The organism is Caballeronia mineralivorans PML1(12), from assembly GCF_001028175.1.
Taxonomy (GTDB): domain Bacteria; phylum Pseudomonadota; class Gammaproteobacteria; order Burkholderiales; family Burkholderiaceae; genus Caballeronia; species Caballeronia mineralivorans.
In genome coordinates, this window is sequence record NZ_AEJF01000058.1 from 26,656 (window position 1) to 48,795 (window position 22,140).

Sequence of the window (22,140 nt, forward strand, 5' to 3'; positions counted from 1 at the left end):
ACGGATTCAAGGTCGTCCGCTCGCAAGTCGTGGCGTTGCGAGACCAGCAACTGACAAACTTCCGGATGGAGAAGCGGTCGATCGCTGTATAGACAACCGGGCGGAAAAATCGGCATGTCGATACTGATGAAACCAATTTAGGTGTTTCCCGACCTTGTTTTGGGGCATTTGTTTGTTTAGACTGGGCCGCAACTTGTATAGACAGGATTTGCCATGATCGAATTGACTCCCGGACACCTCACCCTCGCGGACTTGCGCCGGATCGCGCGCGGATCGGATGACCTAAGACTCGATCCGGCCAGCTTTGCCGCCATCGACGCCTCCGCGCAAACCGTTGCCGATATCGCCGCCAAGGGCGAGCCGGCCTACGGCATCAATACGGGTTTCGGCCGGCTGGCGAGTACGCACATTCCCGCCGATCAGCTGGAGCTGCTGCAACGTAATCTGGTGTTGTCGCATGCGGTGGGCGTGGGTGAGCCGATGTCGCGGCCGGTCGTGCGTTTGCTGATGGCATTGAAACTGTCGAGCCTCGGGCGCGGCCACTCGGGCATCCGGCGCGTTGTGATGGACGCGATGATCACGCTGTTCAACGCCGATGTCCTGCCAGTGATTCCGGTCAAGGGTTCGGTCGGCGCATCGGGCGATCTCGCGCCGCTCGCGCATATGTCGACGGCGTTGCTGGGTATTGGTGACGTGACGATTCGCGGTGAGCGCGCGAGTGCGCTGGACGGCCTGCGAGTCGCCGGTCTCGAGCCTCTGACGTTGCAGGCGAAAGAAGGTCTCGCGCTGCTTAACGGCACGCAGGCTTCCACCGCGCTGGCGCTGTACAACATGTTCGCTATTGAAGACCTGTACCGCACGGCACTGGTATCGGGCGCGCTTTCAGTCGATGCCGCGATGGGTTCCGTCGTTCCCTTCGACGCCCGCATTCACGCGTTGCGCGGCCACGCCGGACAGATCGATGCGGCCGCTGCGTATCGCACCTTGCTGGCAGGCTCTGCGATCAATCTCTCGCATCAAGATTGCGACAAGGTGCAGGACCCGTACAGCCTGCGTTGCCAGCCGCAAGTGATGGGCGCGTGCCTCGACCAGATGCGTCATGCGGCTGATGTCTTGCTGATCGAAGCGAACGCCGTATCGGATAACCCGCTGATCTTCCCGGACACCGGCGAAGTGCTTTCGGGCGGCAACTTCCACGCGGAACCCGTTGCGTTCGCCGCCGATAACCTCGCCCTTGCTGCCGCGGAAATTGGTGCGCTGGCGGAGCGCCGGATCGCGTTGCTGATCGACGCGACACTCTCCGGCTTGCCGCCGTTTCTCGTCCGCGATGGCGGCGTGAACTCGGGCTTCATGATTGCTCACGTGACGGCTGCGGCGCTTGCTTCAGAGAACAAGACCTACGCGCATCCGGCGTCGGTCGACTCATTGCCTACGTCGGCGAATCAGGAAGATCACGTTTCCATGGCAACGTTCGCGGCCCGCAAGCTGGGTTATATCGCGGAGAACGTCGCGCATATTCTCGCGATCGAATTGCTCGCTGCCGCTCAAGGCGTAGACTTGCGCGCGCCGCATCAAACCAGCCCGCGCCTGGCCGAAGTGATGAAGACCTTGCGCTCGGAAGTCGCGCACTACGATCTCGATCATTATTTCGCTCCGGATATCGCGGCCATTGCGAAGCAGGTGCAAAGCGGCGAGATCGCGAAACATTGCCCGCTTTCATTTGTTTCGGAAGTTTAGGAAGCTCAATCGCACGTTTAACCGGACGCCACACGCCCAGCATGAGTACGCCCGCGTATCAGGAAATCAAGGATCACATTCTCACGCGCATTCACGCGGGGGAGTGGAAGGAGGGTGACCAGGTGCCTTCCGAAAACGAGCTCGCGCGCGAGTTCAAAGTCGCACGCATGACGGTCAATCGGGCGTTGCGCGAACTGACCGCCGAGCAGATCCTGACACGCGTGCAAGGTGCCGGCACGTTCGTGGCGCAGCCGAAATACGCGTCGACGCTTGTCGAAATCCGCAGCATCTCCGACGAAATCATCGGACGTGGACATTCGCATCGGGCGGAGGTGATGCATCTGGGCGCGTCCGTACTCGACGAACGTCTCGCGCTCGAAATGCAGCTCACCGAAGGCAGCCCGGTGTTTCACTCGCGTGTGCTGCACTTCGAAAACGATCTGCCGATCCAGTTGGAAGAACGCTGGGTCAATCCCGCCCTCGCGCCGGAATACGCGCGCCAGGACTTCACGCGGATTACGCCGAATCAATACCTGATGGTCGCCGCGCCTTTGCAGCGCGTTGAATATCGGATTGAAGCGGCACTTCCCGATGAGAGCACGGGTCTCGCGCTGTCGATGAAAGCCGGCGAGCCGTGCCTCATGCTGCATCGGCGGACCTGGTCGCGGGACGCGGTGGCGTCAGTGGCGAACCTTTGGCATCCCGGCGATCGATATCAATTCACGGGTCATTTCTAGACCCGGCGCCAGCGCCGGGCCCAGCCTCGGGTTCGGCGGGATTCTTGCGGAAAACTGCACTACTACTCATCGCGGCGCGGGCTTTCCCCGAATTTTGAAGCGCCCCACGCGCTTTTCCCAGTAATAACTTCCGAAATTCCCCTCCAAAGTTCCTCCGGTCGGCCATTTCCACGCGATTATTGCTAATCGAACAATGATGTTTCGCGTAAATAAGGGTTTTCCCTCAAGGTTTCGAAGCATAGACTTCTTACATCCGAAACAGATTCAGAAAGCGCTTATATCCCTCTGAGATTGTTTCGAGACGACAAACAAAATACTGGAGGTATCACCATGTTCAAGTCACTTATTCCCGCAGTTGTTATCGTGTCGGCACTTGCAGCTCCGACGTTCGCGTTTGCTCAAAGCACCGACAACAACGGCCCGCTGACGCGTGCTGAAGTGAAGGCGCAACTGGTTCAACTGGAAAAGGCCGGCTACAACCCGGCTGGCGACCAGATCAACTATCCGGCCAACATCCAAGCCGCACAAGCGCGCGTGGATGCAGAAAACGGCCAGGCAGCAACGTCGTATGGTCCTTCGACCAGCGGCACCTCGGCAGTAGGTGTTCGTAGCTCGGCTGCGCCGGCAAAAAATGCCCCTGGCTCGGTGTTCTTCGGTCAATAAGGAGCGCTGAAGTGGACCTGGCTTGACCGGGTCCGGCGTGGGACTTGATTGTCCAAGATAACGCGCCAAATGAAAAACTCGCCCTCCGCTGGAAAGCGGCACGGCGAGTTTTTTTCGCTCGCGCCGGTGGACGGGGTTCTGGTTGGTGGGATTTTGGGGCGTAGTGGTCGGGGTTGATGCCCGGTTGCTGCTTTCAGGGTCTGTGGTCGTTATGTCTTAGCTGATCTCTTTACCACTATTAACTACTTTCGCTCCGGCGATTTAGCCCCGCACGCGCGGATAACAAGCTTGATCACTTCCTCGGTGGAGGCCTCGAAGGCTTTCTGCGACAACGCACGCTTGCCCTTCAACGCCCGGATCTGCGCGTCGAAATCCGCATAATGCTGCGTGGTCGCCCAGATCATGAACATCAGCGTCTGCGCATCGACGGGAGCGAGCAAGCCACGCGCGATCCAGTCGTCGATCACGATTACCCGCGTTTCAAGCCACGGCTTGACGCTCTCGTTCAAGATGTCCTGCATGTGTACCGCGCCATGGATGATCTCGCTCGCCCACACCTTCGAGCCGAGCGGGCGCCGTCGCGACAACTCCATTTTCGTGCGCACGTAGCCGCTGATTGCTTCGACCGGATCGTCGCTGGACTCGAAGGTATCGGCCGCGCGATGCCAGTCTTCGAACAGATCTTCGAGCACACGACGGTAAAGCGCGAGCTTCGTCGGGAAGTAGTAATGCAGGTTGGCTTTCGGCAAGCCTGCACGTTCCGCGATCATCGCGGTGCTTGCGCCTTCCAGTCCACGCTCAGCGAACACGGCCTCGGCGCACGCTAAAAGATGCGCCTCATTGGTCTCACGAATGTGTGCCTTGCGCCGCCGCAATGGAATGGGCGCGGCGTCGTGTTTCGGCGCCTCGGCTGCCGCTTCGTCATCTCTCATTATTTTCCTTGCACGGCGCTCTCGCGCCTTCTCTGTCTGGATCGCGCCTCATTCTATGCGTTTTAACGCCACTGCTGTTTTGCCGGTTCGTGGGCTTCCTGACGACTCTGCTGCATTGCAATGGCACGCTTCTCGCTATGCTTTTACTCTAATCGGAAACCCCGAAAGACGTTGATTTGCAAATATTAATCGGCTACAACCTGTCCAGTTGGACAGGATTTGGAAGGCGGCAGATTGTGACAAATTCGAGGCTTTGAAGCGGATGGGATGATCGCGTTGAAACTGCACCGCTGCCGTGCGCCAACGCCCCAAAAGCCGACGCCGATGCACCAGATTCGTATCAGTCGAAACCCTTAAATCGAGCAACATGTAAGGAGGACGCGAAATGAACGCGGTAACCGATTCAGCGCTGGATACGTCGATCAGAGTCAACGGCAAACGTCTCTGGGACAGCCTCATGACGATGGCGAAAATTGGCGCGACACCGAAGGGTGGCGTATGCCGGCTTGCCCTCACCGATCTCGACCGCGAAGGGCGCGACCTGATTGTCAGTTGGGCGAAGGAAGCGGGTTGCACGGTCAAGGTGGACCAGATGGGTAACGTCTTCATGCGGCGCGCCGGCCGCAATGTAGATGCAGCGCCGGTCGTGACCGGCTCGCACGCTGACTCGCAGCCGACGGGCGGCCGCTTCGACGGCATCTACGGCATTCTCGGCGGGATCGAGGTGATTCGAACGCTCAATGATCGCGGCATTGAAACCGAACATCCGGTGGAAGTCGTGATCTGGACCAACGAGGAAGGCTCGCGTTTCGCGCCGGCCATGGTCGCGTCCGGTGTGTTTGCCGGTGAGTTCACGCTCGACTATGGGTTGTCCCGCAAGGATGTGGACGGCAAGACGATTGGCGAGGAGCTGAAGCGCATCGGCTACGCGGGCGATGAGCCGTGCGGCGGACGCAAGCTGCACGCGGCGTTCGAATTGCATATCGAACAAGGGCCGATTCTCGAAGCGGAAAACATGACGATCGGTGTAGTCACCGACGCGCAAGGACAGCGCTGGTACGAGATCACGTTGACCGGCCAGGAAGCGCATGCGGGTCCCACGCCCATGCCGCGCCGTCGCGATGCGTTGCTTGGGGCGTCGCGGGTAGTCGAGTTGGTGAACCGCATCGGGCTCGATCATGCGCCGTTTGCCTGTGCGACGGTCGGCATGATGCAAGTGCATCCGAATTCGCGCAACGTGATCCCGGGACGGGTGTTTTTCACAGTGGATTTTCGTCATCCCGACGACGCCGTGCTCGCTCAAATGGACGCGGCGTTGCGCGCAGGCGTGGAAAAAATCGCGAGCGGCGCGGGGCTCGAAACGCAGCTTGAACAGATCTTCTATTACGCGCCTATCGCCTTCGACGCCGCGTGCGTAAAGTCCGTGCGCGCCGCTGCCGAACGCTTTGGTTATGCGCATCGGGACATGGTGTCGGGCGCGGGACACGACGCGTGTTACCTCTCCAGAGTCGCGCCCACGTCGATGGTGTTCGTGCCTTGCGTCGACGGTATCAGTCATAACGAGATCGAGGATGCATCGGAGGAATGGATCGAAGCGGGCGCAAACGTGCTGCTTCACGCCATGCTCGAACGCGCGGCTCAGCAAGCCTGAATAAGCCTTAGTTGCAGATCATTCGCTTCTTCACCCAGACGAAGGAACGTGTATGACCATGAAGCACATTGGCGATATTGCCTCCCATCGGCTTTCGCAAGCGCAACTGGCGTGCGAGTTTTCGGATGTGGCACCCTTGCTCGACGCCACCGCGGCAGCGGCTGCTTCGAGCCGTTGCCACTACTGCTACGACGCGCCGTGCATCAACGCGTGCCCCACGAAAATAGATATACCTAGCTTTATTCGCAAGATCGGCAACGGCAACATGAAGGGCGCGGCAATGGACATCTTGTCGGCCAATCCCCTGGGCGGCATGTGCGCACGCGTGTGTCCGACTGAAATACTCTGCGAAGGGGCATGCGTCAGGAATCATCAGGATGACAAACCAGTTGCGATCGGCGCATTGCAGCGTCACGCCACCGACTGGGCGATGGCACGCGGCGAGCCGCTCTTCAAGCGCGCTGCGGACACAGGGCGTCACGTGGCCGTGGTTGGGGCTGGCCCGGCTGGATTGGCCTGCGCGCATCGTCTCGCGCTTGATGGTCACAAGGTCACGCTCTTCGATGCCTTGCCCAAGCCCGGTGGCCTGAACGAATACGGCATCGCGGCGTACAAGGTGGTGGAAGATTTCGCTCAACTCGAAGTGGAATGGTTGTACTCGGTGGGCGGCATCGAAGTGAAGAACGGCGTGGTGCTCGGCCGCGATGTGTCGTTGAACGACTTGCGAAAACAGCACGACGCCGTGTTCCTCGCAATCGGACTGGCCGGCGTGCGTGCGCTCGAACTGGAAGGTGAGACTTTGCAGGGTGTGTACAACGCAGTCGATTTCATCGAGCAGGTGCGTCAGGCGGAAGATCTCGCGAGGGTGCCGGTGGGGCGTCGCGTGGTGGTGATCGGCGGCGGCAACACGGCAATCGATGCGGCCGTACAAAGCCGCAAGCTAGGTGCTCAAACGGTCACGATGGTGTATCGGCGTGGCGTGGAGACCATGGGCGCAACCTGGGCCGAACGGGAGTTCGCACAGACCAATGGCGTGACGATCATCACGCACGCGAAGCCCGTGCGTTTGCTCGATACAGACGGTCAGGCCACGGGCGTCGAGTTCGAGAACCCGCAAGGCGAACGCTACCTCATTGAAGCCGACATGGTGCTCAAGGCGATTGGGCAAACGCTGGTGTCAGAAGGTCTCGAAAGCGGCATGCTCACGCTCGACGGCAGCCGTATCGCGGTGGATTCGAGCGGCCGTACCTCGCTCGATAACGTCTGGGCCGGCGGCGATTGCGCGGCCAGCGGAGGCATGGATCTGACCGTGCAGGCGGTGCAGGACGGCAAGATTGCCGCCGAATCCATCCACACATTCTTTGCGGCGACGGCCATCAAGGCCGCGTAAAAACATACCCCACGATAAGGGAGCCAGCTCATGGCCGATCTTCGCAATACATTTGCCGGCATCACGTCGCCGAATCCTTTTTGGCTCGCATCCGCACCGCCTACCGATAAAGCCTACAACGTCAATCGCGCCTTCGAAGCAGGTTGGGGCGGTGTCGTATGGAAAACGCTGGGCCTCGACCCGCACGTGGTGAACGTGAGCTCACGTTACGGCGCGGTGCAGTGGAACGGCCAGCGCATCGCGGGACTGAACAATATCGAACTGATCACCGACCGGCCGCTCGATGTCAACCTGGAGGAGATCACGCAGGTCAAGCGCGACTGGCCGGATCGTGCGCTGATCGTTTCGCTGATGGTGCCGTGCAACGAACGCGACTGGAAATGGATCTTGCCGCTGGTGGAAGACACCGGTTGCGATGGCGTCGAGCTGAACTTCGGCTGTCCGCACGGCATGAGCGAGCGCGGCATGGGTGCGGCGGTCGGTCAGGTGCCTGAATACGTGGAGATGGTTACGCGCTGGGTCAAGGAGGGCACTAAGCTGCCGTGCATCGTCAAGCTGACGCCGAATATCAGCGACATCCGCACGAGCTCGCGAGCGGCATACAAGGGCGGCGCGGACGCTGTGTCGCTGATCAACACCATCAACTCGATTGTCGCCGTCGACCTGGATCTCATGGCGCCGATGCCGACAGTCGACGGCAAGGGTACGCATGGGGGATACTGCGGCCCGGCCGTAAAACCGATCGCGCTGAACATGGTCGCGGAGATTGCGCGCGATGTGGAAACGCCGGATCTTCCTATCTCCGGCATTGGCGGGATTTCGTCGTGGCGCGATGCGGCCGAGTTCATGGTGCTGGGCGCGGGCAACGTGCAGGTCTGTACAGCGGCCATGCACTACGGCTTTCGCATTGTCTCCGACCTTGCAGACGGCCTGTCGAACTGGATGGACGAAAAAGGCTATGCCACGCTCGACGATATCCGCGGACGTGCCGTGCAGAATGTGACGGACTGGAAGTATCTGAATCTGAAGTACGACATCAAGGCTCGCATCAACCAGGACAAGTGCATCGAGTGCGGCCTGTGCCACATCGCTTGCGAAGATACGGCGCATCAGGCCATCATGCGCGAGAAAGATGGCAAGCGCCATTTCGAAGTGATCGATTCGGAATGCGTCGGGTGCAATTTATGCATGCATGTGTGCCCGGTCGAGCAATGCATCACGATGGAACGCGTGGATGCCGGCGAATATGCGAACTGGACGACGCATCCGAACAATCCCTCACGCGTGGACGCCGACGTTGAAGAAAACGTCAAGGCCGCATAGAGTTTAGAAGCCTTACATAAAGCAACATAAAGCAGCGCTTGTCGCTATTACCGTCCCCTGACGGCCGACGCCTGACCATGATTCACAAAACGATCCGCAGGCGCGGACCGCAACGATCTGAGGAGATCAACCTGATGAAGCAGACAGCGCATTCTGCCGACCCGCAGTTCGCGGCCGGCGCCAGCGGCAGTCTATATAACGACGACCTGGCGCCAACCAGTGCCGCGCAGCGGACCTGGAAGTGGTATCACTTTGCCGCGCTGTGGGTCGGCATGGTGATGAACATTGCGTCGTACATGCTCGCAGCCGGGCTGACGGAAGAGGGCATGTCGCCGTGGCAGGCAGTGCTGACCGTGCTGCTCGGCAACATGATCGTGCTCGTGCCCATGTTGCTGGTCGGTCACGCAGGCGCGAAGCATGGCATTCCCTATGCAGTGCTGGTGCGTTCGTCGTTCGGAACCAAGGGCGCGAGACTGCCGGCGCTGCTGCGTGCAATCGTTGCGTGTGGATGGTACGGAATCCAGACATGGCTTGGCGGGAGTGCAATCTATACGCTCCTGAATATCCTCACCGGTAACACGACGCACGGTACGCCGCTGCCCTTCCTGGACATCTCGCTCGGGCAGCTCGCGTGTTTCCTGTTCTTCTGGCTCATCCAGGTCTATTTCATCTTGCGCGGCACGGACTCCATTCGTTTCCTCGAAAGCTGGTCCGCGCCGATCAAGGTCGTGATGTGCCTCGCGCTGGTGTGGTGGGCAACATCGAAGGCGGGCGGTCTCGGCTCCATGCTTGCGCAGCCGTCGCAGTTCGTAGCCGGCGGCAAGAAAGAGGGTTTGTTCTGGGCCACGTTCTGGCCGGGTCTCACGGCCATGGTCGGCTTCTGGGCCACGCTCGCGCTGAACATTCCTGACTTCACGCGTTTCGCCCGCTCGCAGAAGGATCAGATCATCGGGCAATCGATCGGCCTGCCGGCTCCCATGGCGCTGCTGTCGGTGATCTCGGTGGTGGTGACGTCAGCAACGGTGGTGATCTACGGCAAGGCGATCTGGGACCCTATCGATCTCACTAGCCGCATGACAGGTATTGGCGTGGGCGTGGCGCTGGTCATCCTGACGCTCGACACCATGAGCTGCAATCTCGCCGCCAATCTCGTGGGTCCGGCGTATGACTTTTCGAGCCTTTGGCCGAAGGGCATTTCGTATCGCGTGGGCGGGATGATCACGGCGCTCATCGCTATTGTGATGATGCCGTGGAAGATTTTGGCGACCACGCAGGGTTACATCTTCACGTGGCTGGTGGGTTACTCTGCGCTGCTTGGGCCGGTGGCGGGCATCCTCATGGTCGACTACTTCCTGATTCGCGGCACGCGCCTGAACACTCGCGAACTCTTCAACGAGAATGGCGAATACAGTTACACCGGTGGCTGGAACATGGCCGCCGTGGTCGCCCTGCTTGTGGGCGTATTGCCCAACTTGCCCGGTTTCCTGCATACCGCATTCCCCGCGGCGTTCCCTAACGTACCCGCATTCTTCAACACGCTTTACACCTATGCATGGTTCGTGGGCCTCGCGCTCGCATCGATTGTTTATGGCGCATGGATGAAGATGGGCAAGCGCCCGACGGCGCGGATTGCCAGCGCCTGATTTTTACAGCAACCATTGAATGGGACCAGAGTAAGCGCTATGGGACCAGAGTAAGCGCTAAAGCGCCAACTCTGGTCGACCGCAACTGAAGTTGCATGGGACCAGAGTAAGGCGCTAAAGCGCCAACTCTGGTCGACACAGGAGACAGCAAGATGACGATCCTGATTCGCGGCGGCACGGTGATTGACGCGGACCGTACCTATCGTGCGGATGTGTTGTGCGCAGACCCTCAAGACGGCGGCACGATCCTGCAGATCGGCCTCGATCTCGATGTGCCGGCGGGTACCGAAACAGTCGATGCATCCGGGCAGTATGTGATGCCCGGCGGTATCGATCCGCACACGCATATGGAGCTGCCGTTCATGGGCACCACGGCGAGCGATGACTTCTATACGGGGACGGCGGCAGGGTTGTCGGGCGGCACGACGAGCATTATCGATTTCGTGATTCCGAGTCCGAAGCAGCCGCTGATGGAAGCGTTTCACGAGTGGCGCGGCTGGGCTGAAAAGGCGTCGGCCGACTATGGTTTTCACGTGGCCGTGACGTGGTGGGACGAGTCGGTGCATCGCGACATGGGAACGCTTGTGCACGAGCATGGCGTGTCCAGTTTCAAGCACTTCATGGCATATAAAAACGCCATCATGGCCGACGATGAAGTCCTCGTGAACAGCTTCGCCCGCTCGCTGGAACTCGGTGCACTCCCCACCGTGCATGCGGAGAATGGCGAGCTGGTGTTTCAACTCCAGAAGCAATTGCTCGCGCGTGGTTTCACCGGACCGGAGGCGCATCCGTTGTCGAGGCCGCCTGAAGTGGAAGGCGAGGCGGCGAACCGTGCGATCAGGATTGCGCAGGTGTTGGGCGTGCCCATCTACATCGTGCATGTGTCGTCTAAGGATGCCGTCGATGTCATCACGCGGGCACGCAGCGAAGGCCAACGTGTGTTCGCCGAAGTGCTACCGGGGCATCTGGTGATCGATGAATCGGTGTATAGCGACCCGGACTGGACGCGCGCCGCCGCGCACGTGATGAGTCCGCCGTTCCGTACCAGCGAGCATCGCGAGGCGTTGTGGCGTGGTCTGCAATCGGGGCAACTGCATACCACGGCGACCGACCACTGCGTGTTTTGTGCATCGCAGAAAGCCATGGGCCGCGAGGACTTCACGCGCATTCCCAATGGCTGCGGCGGCGTGGAAGACCGCATGTCGATCCTCTGGCATCACGGCGTGAATCAGGGACGCCTCACCCCGAACGAGTTCGTGCGCGTGACGTCCACGAACGCTGCGCAGATTTTCAACCTGTTCCCGCGCAAGGGCGCGGTCCAGGTGGGCGCCGATGCCGATCTCGTTGTGTGGGACCCGGCGGCGAGCAGGACGATCTCGGTCAAGACCCATCACCAGAAAGTGGATTTCAATGTGTTCGAAGGCATGACCGTGCAGGGCGTCGCGACCCACACGCTGACGCGCGGTGCGCTTGCATGGGCGGACGGCGACCTGCGCGCGGTACGTGGCGCGGGGCACTATCTGAAGCGTCCGCCGAACGGCGCTTACTTCGACGCTACCCGGATCGCGAACCAGTTGAAGGAACCGCATCCGATCCATCGCGCCGGTGACAAGGTCACTAAGGCGGCTTAGGTTTTACGGTAATGTGATAACGAGCCGATGCTTTACGCGCCGGCTTTTTTCCGCTTTCATTTATGTGGGGCCTCTGTCTATTCAGACGGTCGCTTCGTCGTGCACTAACACCTTCACGTCCCGGCAGGCTGCGATCTTTTCCACAACAAATCCGGCGTCCCGGGCAACGCCTGAAAAGCGTCCTGAGCCCCACGTATGCAGCCATGGCAAGCCGACGAAGTAGAGGCCGTCCAGCGGCGTCAGACCGCGCGTGTGCGCAGGATACCCCCGGCCGTTGAAGATGGGCGCATCGAGCCAGCTAAAGTCCGGCGTGAAGCCGATACACCACACGATCGAGCCGATTCCACTCGCTTGCAGATCGAGCGTGGTGCGTTCTTCGGCGGGCGACCACAGGGCTTCGTAGCGCGATCCCGGTGGCGCGTCGATGCCATTCTTCGCGATATAGGCGTCAATGCCCGCATTGATGCCGTTGAAGGTCTTATCCGCGTCGTCTAGATTCCCGGTCAGGTTGGGTGCAAAATGAAGCACACCGTCCTGCAGATCCTGAAGCCGGCCGTATAGCTCCATGCCTTCGGCCGCGAACTTGCGCAGATCGATATCACGGCCACCATCACGGCCGGTCACATAATGATTGGTGTTGTCGCGCACACCTTCACGCAACGGATGCTGATCGACGGGCATGTCGTAATACTTCATGTCGGCGAGCCAGTCGACCACATCGCGGCCCCGGTAGAAGCGCGCGCAACGCGGCGCTTCACCCACCGCAAGGATCACCTTACGTCCCGCGAGATGCAGGTCCTCCGCGATCTGCGCACCCGATTGCCCCGACCCGACCACCAGCACCGCGCCCTCAGGCAAGGCCTGCGGGTTGCGATATTCCGACGACTGGACCTGCACGATCGAACGCGGCAAGCGTTCCGCCATGCGCGGCACGATAGGCGTGTGATAACCCCCGGACGCGACCACGATCTGGTCCGCCGTGAACTGTCCCTGGCTGGTGGATACGCTGAATCCGCCTTCGCCGTTACGCGCGACCCGCTGCACTTCGGTATGCTCGATCACGGGGGCATCGACGGTCCTGATGAAACCATCGAGATAATCGATGATCTCGTCCTTCCTCATGAAGCCATGCGGATCGTCGCCGGTATAAGGGTAGCCGGGCAGTGCACATTGCCAGTTCGGCGTCACGAGGCAGAACGCGTCCCAGCGCTGCGTGCGCCATGTATGCGTGATGGTATTTTTCTCCAGCACGAGATGATCGATTCCCGCCTGCTTCAGGAAATAGCTGACCGACAAACCTGCTTGGCCGCCGCCCACTACGATTACGCTGAAGTGTGTTGTGCTGTCCGATGTCTGCGACATGATGCGTCCTTTCGAAAAGTGTGGCGTTCAGACGAGCGCGATGACCTTGACCCTGGCGTCCGGCTCACTAATAAAACGTTCGGCCTCGACTTCGATCTGCGCGAGCTGGTCCATTGCCGCCGAGCATGCGAAGCCGTACTTTTCGCGCACGCGTTCCGAGGCGATGTTCAGCGCTTCACGGGCGCGCGAGACAAAATCATGGACGGGATAGTCCTGGCCCGGCGTAAAAAAGTCGCTGACCACTTGCGATGGGGAATAACAGTTCGCTTCGCTGTTATCGGGCCACTGGATTCGAAAATGCATGACCGGCATGACGGGTTCCTAAAGTGTTGGAAGAGAGCGGCTTGCAAGCAAGGCGCTATAAATGTCGAGATGTTTTCGTGCCGACGCCTGCCAGCTCATGCGATTGAGCAGGGCGGGCACGGCGTGGTTGAAGTCGGTTCGATGGCGGCCATCGATCACCCGTTCCAGCGCGTTCGCTATTGACGCCGTATCGGTGGGCGTGGCCCAGCAGCACAGCGAGTGGTCGAGATATTCGGTGAACGGCGCAATTTTCGACGCTACCACCGGCGTGCCGCACGCAAGCGCTTCGAGTACGACGAGGCCAAAACCTTCACGCAGCGAGACCATCGCGAGGACATCGGCGCAACGGAACAGAGCGGGCACGTCGGCGTCGTCGAGTGGGCCGGTGATGGTCACCGCTCGCGTCAGACCGAGTCCAGCCACGCGCTCCATGAAGGCGCGCGTGTACGCGTTGTGATCGAGCAAGCTTGCACCACCCGCGACCACCAGGTGCGCATCGGGACGACGTTTGACCAGTTCGGCGAATGCATCGAGCAGACCAAGCGTGTTCTTGCGCGCCTCGATACCACCGACCGCGAGCACAACCGGTGCACCGTTTTGCAAACCAAGACGCTGGCGCACCATGTCATCGTGCTTTGTACGCCGGGTCGAATAGCGTTTCAAGTCAACACCGTTCGGCACCGTCGCCGCTTCTACCCCGTAGGTAGCGCGCATCACCCGCGTCCACATCTCGCTCACGCACAGCACGCGATCCGCGTCCTGCCACGCACGCGTTTGCCATGTGGCGAGGCGCGGGTTGTCGAAGTGATCGAGGTGATGAACGGTTCGCACAAAGCCCGCTATTTCACCTTCGGCAGTCAACTCGGCAAGCGCATTGCCGCTGATGCTGTCCTGTGCGTGCAGCACGTCGAAGCTGCGCGGGTCGCAGGCTTTCACGCTCGTCTTGAGCGCCCGAAGCCGCGCGTCGACGAGTGCGACCGTGTCGTACTGCGAGCCTTCTATGGTCGCGAGAATCACCCGGCACGGCGACTCGCGGAAGAACGTTTCCCCACGTGCGGCGGGGGCGAAGAGCGTCACGTCGTGGCCTTCATCCACGAGTGCGCTCGCGAGTTCGAGCGCATGCACCACACCGCCGCGCGGATTGACCGAATGCGTGGTGAGGGCAATCCGCATCATGGCAGGCATCACGTTGCACTCCCTGACGTTCCCACGATGAACGCGTCATCGTCGAAATTCCATAACTCGGCGGAGTCGCCGCCGTCGTGCAGCACCACTTTGCGCGATGCATCAACCGTGCCAATGACTGCACAGGCGAGCTCACGTTCAATAAACAGCCGCTCCAACTCAGCCGCGTATTCCTCGCGTACGGACATCACGAAGCCGAAGCTGGGGAACGCGCTCAACCATCGCAAGCGATCCTTCCCGGGGGGCGAAGGCACACGCGAAAGATCGATGCTCGCACCCGCGCCCGAGCATTCCAGCAGCATCAGCGCAGTGCCGAGCGCGCCGGCCATGCTGATGTCCTTGGCGGCATCGCAGAGACCGCTTTCGGCGAGCATGGGCAACAACTCGAGGTCGGCGCGCAAGCGTGCTGCGGGTGCACCGACCGATGCATTCCAGAACGGATAGGGTTCTTCGAACGCGCCGCGCAGATCGACCGCCATCATCAGTCGATCGCCGGGCCGGGCGTTGAAGCTGGACAGCAATTTGTTCGCGCGCCCCAGAATGGATACCGCCAATTGCGCTTGATCGCTGCGCGTGTTGCTATGGCCGCCTACTATCGGCACGCCATACACGGACGATGCCGCCGCTATGCCGCCAAGCACGTCTTCCGCCGCGCGCAAGCCGTCGCTCCAAAGCGCATCGACAACGGCGATCGGGCGACCGCCCATCGCGTAGATGTCGCTGACGTTGACCATCACGCTGCTGTAGCCCGCGAACCACGGCATGTCGCGCACGAAGTCGCTGACCAGACCTTCGATGGCGAACAGCAGGTAACCGTCGCCGTCGGCGATGGCCGCGCAGTCGTCTCCCAGGGCAACTTGCGGGTGGCCGGAGGCGTCGCGCGGCACATGCCGGGCCAGCGACGACATCACGCCGGCAATGTCGGTCTTGTGGCGAAAGCCGCGTGTTTCCCTTAGCGCGGCGACGAGGTCGGCCACGCTCATGGCGTACTCCGCACGGGTGAATACTGGGTCATGAACCCGCTTTGCGGCGTCACGCAAGGCGGGTAAAAGCCAAGGTCCGCCTGCATCAGATGATGCGGCCGTCCATGCATGAGTTCTTCGGTGAGCGTGCTCCAGTGCAGCGCATGAAACAACGGTGCATTCTGGCTCTGCACATGCGCGAGGAAGGTTGTGCAGCCGAGCGCATGCGCACTGCTCACCGCGAGCTTGATGAGCGTTGCACCAATCTTGCCGTGCCGCCTGAACGCTGCATGCACGGCAAGGCGCGAGCCGGTCCACACGCCCGGTTCGTCCTCGTGAATGCGCACCGTGCCGACCACTTGCTCAGGCATCCCGCCGATACAGCTCACCGCCACGATCAGTTGCGCGCGCTCGTCGATTTCATCGCGGTCATCGCCGATAAAAATCCCTTGCTCGATGCAGAACACCGCGCGCCGCAGCTTGTACGCTTCGTTCGCTTCCCACGGCAGCGTGGTCCACTTGATCGAGTAGCTGGCGGGGGTATAGAGGCGCATGAGATCTTCGGTATCGGCGAGCATGATCAGACCTCGTAGGACGATAGCGACGAACACGCGCCGCATTTACCGCAGCCCGCCTTGATATCGGCGGAGCGCATGCCGCCTGCCGAGACCATCGCGCCAAGCGGTTGCAGGACAGACTTCATGAACTCGGGCGAAGGTGCTGGATGATCCTCGAGCGGCGTGCCGCTGATCGGCACAAACGGGACCACGAACGGATACACGCCGAGATCCACAAGCTCGCGTGAGATCGAGAGAATCGCCTCTGCCGTGTCGCCGAGACCAGCGAGGATGTAGGTGCTGACCTGACCTCGCCCGAACACCGCCACGGCCGCCCTGAATGCTTCCATGTAGCGCGAGATGGGCACGCTTGCTTTGCCCGGCATGATCTGTTCACGCAGCGCGGGCGTGACCACTTCGAGATGCATGCCGAGCGTATCGATACCGCTTGCGCGCATGCGCTCGAACCACTTGTCGTCGTCGGGCGGCTCGCATTGCGCCTGGATCGGCAGGTCAACGGCGGCCTTGATCGCGAACGCGCTTTCGCACAGGATCTGCGCACCGCGATCCTTGGTCGGCGGGGTACCGGTGGTCAGGACCATATGCTTGACGCTATCGAGCAACACGGCCGCGCGGGCGACTTCCGCCAATTGTTCAGGTGTCTTGCGGGCGATCGTCCTGCCTGCTGCAAGTGATTGCCCGATTGCGCAGAACTTGCAGGTCTTCTTGCGGCTCTCGTAACGGATGCACGTTTGCAGCACGGTCGTGGCGAGCACATCCGAGCCATGCAAGGTCGCGATGTGCGAGTAGGGCACGCCGTCGAAGGTCTGCAGGGCGTAGAAACGCGGCGCCTTCGGAAAGCTGATGTTCGCGATAGGGATCGAGCCGCGCAGCAACGCGCTGCTGCCCTGGGCATCGGGTGCGGATGCCACGAACGGCGAATGCCATGCCGTGTTCGTATGCACGGGCACCATGATGGTCACGCCGTCGATGGTGACCGCCTTATGATCGGACGGACCCGCACCGCCGCGACGGCTCGCCACGCTGAGACCCGCGCCGGGATCGGCGAGACGCAAGCCCGCCGATTGCAGTTCAGTCATCAATTGCCGGCTCACGGCCGACAAGGTCTCGCTCGCGTTCGCGGTCAAGGTGCAATCCCCCGGTTGAAGGTGAGAAGCTGTTCATGGGTGCCGACGTGACGGCCGGCCGGTCGTTGATGGCGAGGCTCAGCAACTCGGGCCTCGCGTAATGGCCGACCGAATCCATCATGCGTTTGCGCTTGGTGATGAGCGACATGTCCAGGTCCGCGATCACCAGGCCTTCGCCTTCGCGCAGCGGCGGTGCGAGATGCTGGCCTTCTGGCGAGATGATCGCCGTGTTGCAGCCGCCGCGAAGCGCCTTCTGCAGGCCCGGATCTTTCGTGATCGATTCGATCTGCGGCTCGGTCAGCCAGCCCGTGGAATTGATCACGAAGCAACCGGATTCGAGCGCGTGATGCCGAATAGTCACTTCGATCTGTTCGCCGAAGATGGGCCCGACCAGCGAGCCCGGAAACTGGCTGCAATGAATCTCTTCGTGCTGCGTCATCAACGCATAACGCGCCAGCGGGTTGTAGTGCTCCCAGCATGCGAGCGCACCCACTCGGCCGATGCCGGTCTCCGCTACCTTCAGACCGGCTGCGTCGCCCATGCCCCAGATCATCCGTTCGTGAAACGTCGGCGTGATCTTGCGGCGCTTGAGCAGCAACTCTCCGTCAGTATCGAAGATCAGTTGTGCGTTGTATAAACTGCCGTGATCGCGCTCGTTCACACCGAGCACGACGACCATGCCATGCCGGCGCGCCCGCTCCGCCACGGCATGCGTCACCGGGCCGGGCACGACCACGGCTTCGTTATAGAGCCGCATATGTTCCGCGCCCGATGCCACCGGCGCCCGCACGAACGAGAAGTACGGGTAGTAGGGCAGGAAGGTCTCCGGGAAGACGATCAACTGCACGCCCTGACGTGCGGCGTCGTCGATCGTCTCGAGGACCTTCTCGAGCGTGCCACCGGGCCGTTCGAGGTCCGGTGCGATCTGGACCGCGGCAGCGCGGACGATTCTCTTTTCTGGCATGGTCGTTCCGTGATGAGAAGAGGCTTCAGACGCGGCTTAGACGGTCCAGGTGTTGATGATCAGCGCACCGTCCTTGCGATGCAGCAACTGGATGTCGAGCACGTCGAGCGGGCTGATCGGCTTGATGCCTTCGATCAGCGACGCTTCTCCCTGCCCGTACAGCGCTTGCAGCGCGAAGCGGCATGCATAGACCTTGCCGCCTTCCTCCATGAACTTCTGGATCTGCTTGTTGAAGTTCAGGTGACCAGGAAACGCTTCGTCGCCCAACGTCGGGAAGCCGCGCTGTAGCCCGAGCGTCACGCCGGGACCGTAGAGCAGCACCGACGTTTCGAAGCCCTTGCGCAGTAGCCGGGTGGCTTGCAGCAGGTTGACGAAGCCGATGGAACCTTCGAACGCGACCGTATGGAATGTCACCAGCGCCTTCTCGCCAGGCGCGGCCTTTACGTCCTCAAACACCTTCTCTTCATAATCGACAAGATAATCGCCTTTCTTGTGTATCGGGATATTGACGGCAGGCATTCTAATCTCCAGTAAATAGACGATTTAATCGGTGGCATCAGAGTTTTTAACCCGGCGCCGAACTGCGGGATACGAAACTGTTAATGCAACGCGCGTGCCATTCAATGAGTGAGTTAATGCGATCAATACCCGATCATTCAAACGATCAGTGCATGCGAAGCCACGAAAATTTTTTGATTTCGACTCGGATGAGCCTTCCGGGCCTGGATTCAAGGCTGATGGGACGATTGCCCTGCACCAGCATGGAGTGATCACGGCGGTGCGGCCGCGCCGGTCTGGTGCAATAAACACCTGATGTGTGCATTGACCGATGGTTTATCGGATTCTCCATACAATCATTCAATGCGATCAATTGTTTTTTTCGTGCTATCGTTTTTTAACTGCCTTTATTCGAGAGCGTTTCATGGCCAGTCTTACTCATCACTGGATCAAAAAACTGACAGAAAGCCGCAAGCCGGCTTACTTGCTGATTCCTGAGTTAATCGAAGAAGATCTGGCTAGCGGGCGTTTGCGGCCGCGCGATCGGCTGCCGGGCCTGCGAGATCTCGCCGACGAATTGCAGCTCAATTACACGACCGTTGCGCGCGCCTATGCGGAAGCGCGCAAACGCGGACTGCTCGATTCGCGTGCCGGCAGCGGCACCTTCGTGCGCGGCCGGACCGCGACACTGCCGCTGTCCGGCGGCAGCAGTGTCGAGATGACGATGAACATGCCTCCCGAGCCGGCGGAACTCGCGGCGCGCTTGCGCGATTCAGCCGCGCGGCTGTTTTCGGCGACAGACCCGTATCGATTACTGCGGTATCAGGATTTCGGTGGCACTGCTGACGATCGTGCCGCCGGCACGAAATGGCTGAAGCGTCGTTTCGACGATTGCGATGAAGACAAGGTGCTGGTCTGCCCCGGCATTCATAGCGCACTGGTTGCGCTGGTGTCGCAGCTTGCGCGGCCGGGCGGGACTATCTGCCTCGACACGCTGGCTTATCCGGGCATCAAGGCGATTGCCGCGCAACTGGGCGTGCGTTTGCAGGCGCTGGCGCGCGACGACGATGGTCCGCTTGCCCATGCTTTCGAAGCGTTGTGCAAAAGTGACAAGCCTAGCGCGTTCTACGTCAATCCGACGATCCAGAATCCCAGTACGGTGACGCTTCCGTCGAAGCGTCGCGAGGCGCTGGCCGACGTCGCGCTGCGGTATAGCGTGCCTATTATCGAAGACGATGCTTATGGCATGTTGCCGGTCGAGGCACCCGAGGCGCTGGCTACGCTAGCACCCGACCTAACGTATTACGTCACCGGGCTGTCCAAGAGTTTTGGCGCCGGTCTGCGCGTTGCTTACATTCGTTCGCCTTCCGCCCGGCGTTCCCAACATCTTGCTGGAGCGTTGCGCGCGACGACGGTAATGGCTAGCCCCTTTACCGTTCTGCTGGCGACGCAATGGGTTAGCGACGGCACCGCCGACGTGATGCTCGATGCAATTCGTGCCGAGTCCGCGGCCCGGCAGGAGCTCACTTCGCGGGTGCTGTCCGAGTGGAAGTTCGACGCCGATCCGGCCGGGTTTCATTTCTGGATGCCCATTCCGGCGGATTGCGGATGGAACGCTTCCGAGCTTGCGTTGCAGTTGCGTTCGCAAGGGATCGGTGCGGTTTCAGCGGCTGCTTTTGCTACCGATGGCAATCCGCCCGAAGCGATTCGCGTGTGCCTTGGCGGCCCCAAGAATCTCGATGAATGTGAAGACGCGCTCAGGCTTATCGCCGATACGGTCGAACATCCTCATCATTTGCATTTACCGGTCATGTGAGGTCTCGCCGGGGACCTTCTTCCGCGCAGTCGGCGGTTGTCACGCAGCCTTGTTACGATGCAGGCTTTCGTGTCGACCACTGACCCCATGCGGAACGTCCGGCTCCTCGCTTGCTTGGCCTCACTCACAGCCGTAGCGCTTTTCTTCTCCATCGCGCGCGCGGGCAACCCCGACGCGTTGTGGCAGATCGTCCACAACTCGTGTGAGCCAGCCGCGCGCGGTGCCGATGTCCCGCAAAAGTGTATCGATGTGGATGCTTCGCACGGCTTCGCCGTCCTCAAGGATCTCAACGGCATCGCTCAGTATCTGTTGATTCCGACCGCACGCGTGGGTGGTATCGAAAGCCCCGATCTGCTTTCCCCCGACTCACCGAATTATTGGCGTGCAGCGTGGCAAGCACGACGCTTTGTCGAAGCGAAACTCGGTGAAGAACTTCCCCGCGACGAACTCTCGCTCGCGATCAACTCGACCAGCGGGCGCACGCAAAACCAGTTGCACATTCATATCGATTGCTTGGCGCCCGATATTGTTCGTGCACTGCGCGAGCAAGGTCCGAAGATCGGCACCGAGTGGACTGCGTTTCCAACGCTGCTGCGCGGACATGCGTATCGCATTCGGCGTATAGACGACGCCAACCTCGACTCCACCGATCCCTTCAAACTCCTCGCCCCCGACGTAGCGAAAGAAGGCGAAACCATGGCCGACCAGACCTTGCTGTTGGCGGGCGCAACCGCACCCGACGGCAAGCCCGCATTCTTCCTTCTCAACGATCACGTACGGTACGCCACGGGCGACTTCGCGTCATCGGAAGAATTGCAGGACCATACCTGCGCCGTGGCACGCAGCCAATAAGATCAACCCGCCCGACCGGGTTTCGCGGCATCATGTCGCTTCGATTTACCTGACAAGAAGGACGGGCACCATGAACAGCATGCGAACCATTGGAATGATCGGCGGGATGAGTTGGGAATCGACGGCTGAATATTATCGGTTGATCAATCAGGACGTGCGCACGCGACTCGGCGGCCTGAACTCCGCGCAAGCGCTGCTGCATAGCGTGAATTTCGCGCCGATCGAACGTTTGCAACGCGACGGGCAATGGAACATCGCGGGCATCCGGCTGGCCGAAGCCGCGCGAGATCTTGAAGCGGGTGGTGCGCATTGCATCGTGCTCTGCACGAACACCATGCATATCGTTGCACCGCAAATTGCCGCTGCGGTGTCCGTGCCGTTCCTTCACATTGTCGATCCGACAGGCATCGAGGCGCAAAAGCGAGGCATTCGCAAGGTAGGTTTTATCGGCACGGCGTTTTCGATGCGCGAAAGTTTTTTCCGCGATCGCCTGCAAGAACGGCATGGCATCTCGACACTCGTGCCTGAGCCTGCCGAGCAAGCGATTGTTCACGACGTCATCTATCGCGAGCTGTGTCTCGGAATCGTCAACGATGATTCGCGCAAGCTGTATCGCGATGTCCTTCACGGGCTCGCGGCGCGCGGCGCCGAAGCAATCGTGCTGGGGTGCACGGAGATCATGCTGTTGGTGAATGAAGCCGACAGCCCCGTGCCGCTGCTCGATACCACCACGCTTCACGCCCGCGCCGCGGTCGATTTCTCGCTGGCGCAGGCATAAAGCCGCGG

At 60.6% G+C, this 22,140-nt stretch carries 19 protein-coding genes and 1 pseudogene; 11 read left to right on the top strand and 9 right to left on the bottom strand.

Annotation, left to right across the window (positions count from 1 at the left end; all coding sequences use genetic code 11):
• Nucleotides 1-213: 213 nt before the first annotated feature.
• The 3 genes from hutH to EOS_RS07130 all read left to right on the top strand — a co-directional run bounded on the left by hutH (nucleotide 214) and on the right by EOS_RS07130 (nucleotide 3,137).
• Nucleotides 214-1,737, top strand: coding sequence for a histidine ammonia-lyase (gene hutH, locus EOS_RS07120; protein WP_047845902.1), 1,524 nt, complete (start codon nucleotides 214-216; stop codon nucleotides 1,735-1,737).
• 41 nt (nucleotides 1,738-1,778) lie between these two features.
• Complete coding sequence (hutC, locus tag EOS_RS07125; protein WP_047845903.1) at nucleotides 1,779-2,474, top strand: histidine utilization repressor; 696 nt, start codon at nucleotides 1,779-1,781, stop codon at nucleotides 2,472-2,474.
• Nucleotides 2,475-2,804: 330 nt separating this feature from the next.
• Nucleotides 2,805-3,137: a DUF4148 domain-containing protein gene (locus tag EOS_RS07130; RefSeq protein ID WP_047845904.1), complete on the top strand. Its 333-nt coding sequence runs from the start codon at nucleotides 2,805-2,807 to the stop codon at nucleotides 3,135-3,137.
• A gap of 242 nt (nucleotides 3,138-3,379) precedes the next feature.
• On the opposite strand, the pseudogene EOS_RS07135 reads toward EOS_RS07130, so the two are convergent.
• A pseudogene (locus EOS_RS07135) lies at nucleotides 3,380-4,121 on the bottom strand (TetR family transcriptional regulator C-terminal domain-containing protein).
• A 333-nt stretch (nucleotides 4,122-4,454) separates the two neighbouring features.
• On the opposite strand from EOS_RS07135, the gene EOS_RS07140 reads away from it, so the two are divergent.
• The 5 genes from EOS_RS07140 (at nucleotide 4,455) to hydA (ending at nucleotide 11,707) form a co-directional block, all read left to right on the top strand.
• Complete coding sequence (locus EOS_RS07140) at nucleotides 4,455-5,720, top strand: Zn-dependent hydrolase (RefSeq protein WP_047845906.1); 1,266 nt, start codon at nucleotides 4,455-4,457, stop codon at nucleotides 5,718-5,720.
• 52 nt (nucleotides 5,721-5,772) lie between these two features.
• Nucleotides 5,773-7,110, top strand: a complete 1,338-nt coding sequence (locus tag EOS_RS07145; RefSeq protein WP_047845907.1) for an NAD(P)-dependent oxidoreductase — start codon at nucleotides 5,773-5,775, stop codon at nucleotides 7,108-7,110.
• 30 nt (nucleotides 7,111-7,140) lie between these two features.
• Nucleotides 7,141-8,433, top strand: a complete 1,293-nt coding sequence (preA, locus tag EOS_RS07150; protein ID WP_047845908.1) for an NAD-dependent dihydropyrimidine dehydrogenase subunit PreA — start codon at nucleotides 7,141-7,143, stop codon at nucleotides 8,431-8,433.
• A gap of 134 nt (nucleotides 8,434-8,567) precedes the next feature.
• On the top strand, nucleotides 8,568-10,076 hold the full coding sequence (locus EOS_RS07155; protein ID WP_047845909.1) for an NCS1 family nucleobase:cation symporter-1: 1,509 nt from the start codon (nucleotides 8,568-8,570) through the stop codon (nucleotides 10,074-10,076).
• 152 nt (nucleotides 10,077-10,228) lie between these two features.
• Entirely contained in the window at nucleotides 10,229-11,707 is a 1,479-nt protein-coding gene (gene hydA / locus EOS_RS07160) for a dihydropyrimidinase (protein WP_047845910.1), read from the top strand.
• Between the two features lie 81 nt (nucleotides 11,708-11,788).
• On the opposite strand, the gene EOS_RS07165 is transcribed toward hydA, so the two are convergent.
• The 8 genes from EOS_RS07165 to EOS_RS07200 are packed head-to-tail and all read right to left on the bottom strand — an operon-like array spanning nucleotide 11,789 to nucleotide 18,707.
• Nucleotides 11,789-13,069 carry an MSMEG_0569 family flavin-dependent oxidoreductase gene (locus tag EOS_RS07165; protein ID WP_047845911.1) on the bottom strand — a complete coding sequence of 427 codons (1,281 nt, stop codon included), beginning with the start codon at nucleotides 13,067-13,069 and terminating at the stop codon, nucleotides 11,789-11,791.
• A 27-nt stretch (nucleotides 13,070-13,096) separates the two neighbouring features.
• On the bottom strand, nucleotides 13,097-13,381 hold the full coding sequence (locus EOS_RS07170) for an MSMEG_0570 family nitrogen starvation response protein (RefSeq protein ID WP_047845912.1): 285 nt from the start codon (nucleotides 13,379-13,381) through the stop codon (nucleotides 13,097-13,099).
• 9 nt (nucleotides 13,382-13,390) lie between these two features.
• Entirely contained in the window at nucleotides 13,391-14,557 is a 1,167-nt protein-coding gene (locus EOS_RS07175; protein WP_047845913.1) for an MSMEG_0565 family glycosyltransferase, read from the bottom strand.
• A complete protein-coding gene (locus EOS_RS07180) occupies nucleotides 14,557-15,540 on the bottom strand; it encodes a sll0787 family AIR synthase-like protein (RefSeq protein ID WP_047845914.1) in 984 nt (327 codons plus the stop codon). The genes EOS_RS07175 and EOS_RS07180 overlap by 1 nt, the downstream gene beginning before the upstream one ends.
• The gene (locus EOS_RS07185; RefSeq protein ID WP_047845915.1) at nucleotides 15,537-16,097 is read right to left on the bottom strand and encodes an MSMEG_0567/Sll0786 family nitrogen starvation N-acetyltransferase; all 561 of its coding nucleotides are present in this window, start codon (nucleotides 16,095-16,097) and stop codon (nucleotides 15,537-15,539) included. The genes EOS_RS07180 and EOS_RS07185 overlap by 4 nt, the downstream gene beginning before the upstream one ends.
• A gap of 2 nt (nucleotides 16,098-16,099) precedes the next feature.
• Nucleotides 16,100-17,176, bottom strand: coding sequence for an MSMEG_0568 family radical SAM protein (locus tag EOS_RS07190; protein ID WP_047845916.1), 1,077 nt, complete (start codon nucleotides 17,174-17,176; stop codon nucleotides 16,100-16,102).
• Entirely contained in the window at nucleotides 17,169-18,188 is a 1,020-nt protein-coding gene (locus EOS_RS07195) for a Nit6803 family nitrilase (protein WP_047845917.1), read from the bottom strand. Before EOS_RS07195 ends, EOS_RS07190 begins: the two co-directional genes overlap by 8 nt.
• Before the next feature lie 36 nt (nucleotides 18,189-18,224).
• Nucleotides 18,225-18,707, bottom strand: coding sequence for an MSMEG_0572/Sll0783 family nitrogen starvation response protein (locus EOS_RS07200; protein WP_047845918.1), 483 nt, complete (start codon nucleotides 18,705-18,707; stop codon nucleotides 18,225-18,227).
• 403 nt (nucleotides 18,708-19,110) lie between these two features.
• Between EOS_RS07200 and EOS_RS07205 the strand changes: the two genes are divergently transcribed.
• The 3 genes from EOS_RS07205 to EOS_RS07215 all read left to right on the top strand — a co-directional run bounded on the left by EOS_RS07205 (nucleotide 19,111) and on the right by EOS_RS07215 (nucleotide 22,132).
• The gene (locus tag EOS_RS07205) at nucleotides 19,111-20,502 is read left to right on the top strand and encodes an aminotransferase-like domain-containing protein (protein ID WP_047845919.1); all 1,392 of its coding nucleotides are present in this window, start codon (nucleotides 19,111-19,113) and stop codon (nucleotides 20,500-20,502) included.
• Nucleotides 20,503-20,589: 87 nt separating this feature from the next.
• Nucleotides 20,590-21,354 (top strand): CDP-diacylglycerol diphosphatase, encoded by a 765-nt coding sequence (locus EOS_RS07210; RefSeq protein WP_047845947.1) that lies wholly within the window; start codon nucleotides 20,590-20,592, stop codon nucleotides 21,352-21,354.
• Between the two features lie 70 nt (nucleotides 21,355-21,424).
• Complete coding sequence (locus tag EOS_RS07215; protein WP_326972907.1) at nucleotides 21,425-22,132, top strand: aspartate/glutamate racemase family protein; 708 nt, start codon at nucleotides 21,425-21,427, stop codon at nucleotides 22,130-22,132.
• Nucleotides 22,133-22,140: the final 8 nt, after the last annotated feature.

Excerpts from the sequence above, each read along its gene's own strand:
- hutC (WP_047845903.1), top strand. The coding sequence starts at position 1,779 with ATGAGTACGCCCGCGTATCAGGAAATCAAGGATCACATTCTCACGCGC.
- EOS_RS07180 (WP_047845914.1), bottom strand. The coding sequence starts at position 15,540 with ATGAGCGTGGCCGACCTCGTCGCCGCGCTAAGGGAAACACGCGGCTTT.
- EOS_RS07195 (WP_047845917.1), bottom strand. The coding sequence starts at position 18,188 with ATGCCAGAAAAGAGAATCGTCCGCGCTGCCGCGGTCCAGATCGCACCG.
- EOS_RS07165 (WP_047845911.1), bottom strand. The coding sequence starts at position 13,069 with ATGTCGCAGACATCGGACAGCACAACACACTTCAGCGTAATCGTAGTG.
- EOS_RS07140 (WP_047845906.1), top strand. The coding sequence starts at position 4,455 with ATGAACGCGGTAACCGATTCAGCGCTGGATACGTCGATCAGAGTCAAC.
- hydA (WP_047845910.1), top strand. The coding sequence starts at position 10,229 with ATGACGATCCTGATTCGCGGCGGCACGGTGATTGACGCGGACCGTACC.
- EOS_RS07145 (WP_047845907.1), top strand. The coding sequence starts at position 5,773 with ATGACCATGAAGCACATTGGCGATATTGCCTCCCATCGGCTTTCGCAA.
- preA (WP_047845908.1), top strand. The coding sequence starts at position 7,141 with ATGGCCGATCTTCGCAATACATTTGCCGGCATCACGTCGCCGAATCCT.
- EOS_RS07205 (WP_047845919.1), top strand. The coding sequence starts at position 19,111 with ATGGCCAGTCTTACTCATCACTGGATCAAAAAACTGACAGAAAGCCGC.
- EOS_RS07200 (WP_047845918.1), bottom strand. The coding sequence starts at position 18,707 with ATGCCTGCCGTCAATATCCCGATACACAAGAAAGGCGATTATCTTGTC.
- EOS_RS07175 (WP_047845913.1), bottom strand. The coding sequence starts at position 14,557 with ATGCCTGCCATGATGCGGATTGCCCTCACCACGCATTCGGTCAATCCG.
- EOS_RS07185 (WP_047845915.1), bottom strand. The coding sequence starts at position 16,097 with ATGCTCGCCGATACCGAAGATCTCATGCGCCTCTATACCCCCGCCAGC.
- EOS_RS07215 (WP_326972907.1), top strand. The coding sequence starts at position 21,425 with ATGAACAGCATGCGAACCATTGGAATGATCGGCGGGATGAGTTGGGAA.
- EOS_RS07170 (WP_047845912.1), bottom strand. The coding sequence starts at position 13,381 with ATGCCGGTCATGCATTTTCGAATCCAGTGGCCCGATAACAGCGAAGCG.
- EOS_RS07130 (WP_047845904.1), top strand. The coding sequence starts at position 2,805 with ATGTTCAAGTCACTTATTCCCGCAGTTGTTATCGTGTCGGCACTTGCA.
- EOS_RS07210 (WP_047845947.1), top strand. The coding sequence starts at position 20,590 with ATGCGGAACGTCCGGCTCCTCGCTTGCTTGGCCTCACTCACAGCCGTA.
- hutH (WP_047845902.1), top strand. The coding sequence starts at position 214 with ATGATCGAATTGACTCCCGGACACCTCACCCTCGCGGACTTGCGCCGG.
- EOS_RS07190 (WP_047845916.1), bottom strand. The coding sequence starts at position 17,176 with ATGACTGAACTGCAATCGGCGGGCTTGCGTCTCGCCGATCCCGGCGCG.
- EOS_RS07155 (WP_047845909.1), top strand. The coding sequence starts at position 8,568 with ATGAAGCAGACAGCGCATTCTGCCGACCCGCAGTTCGCGGCCGGCGCC.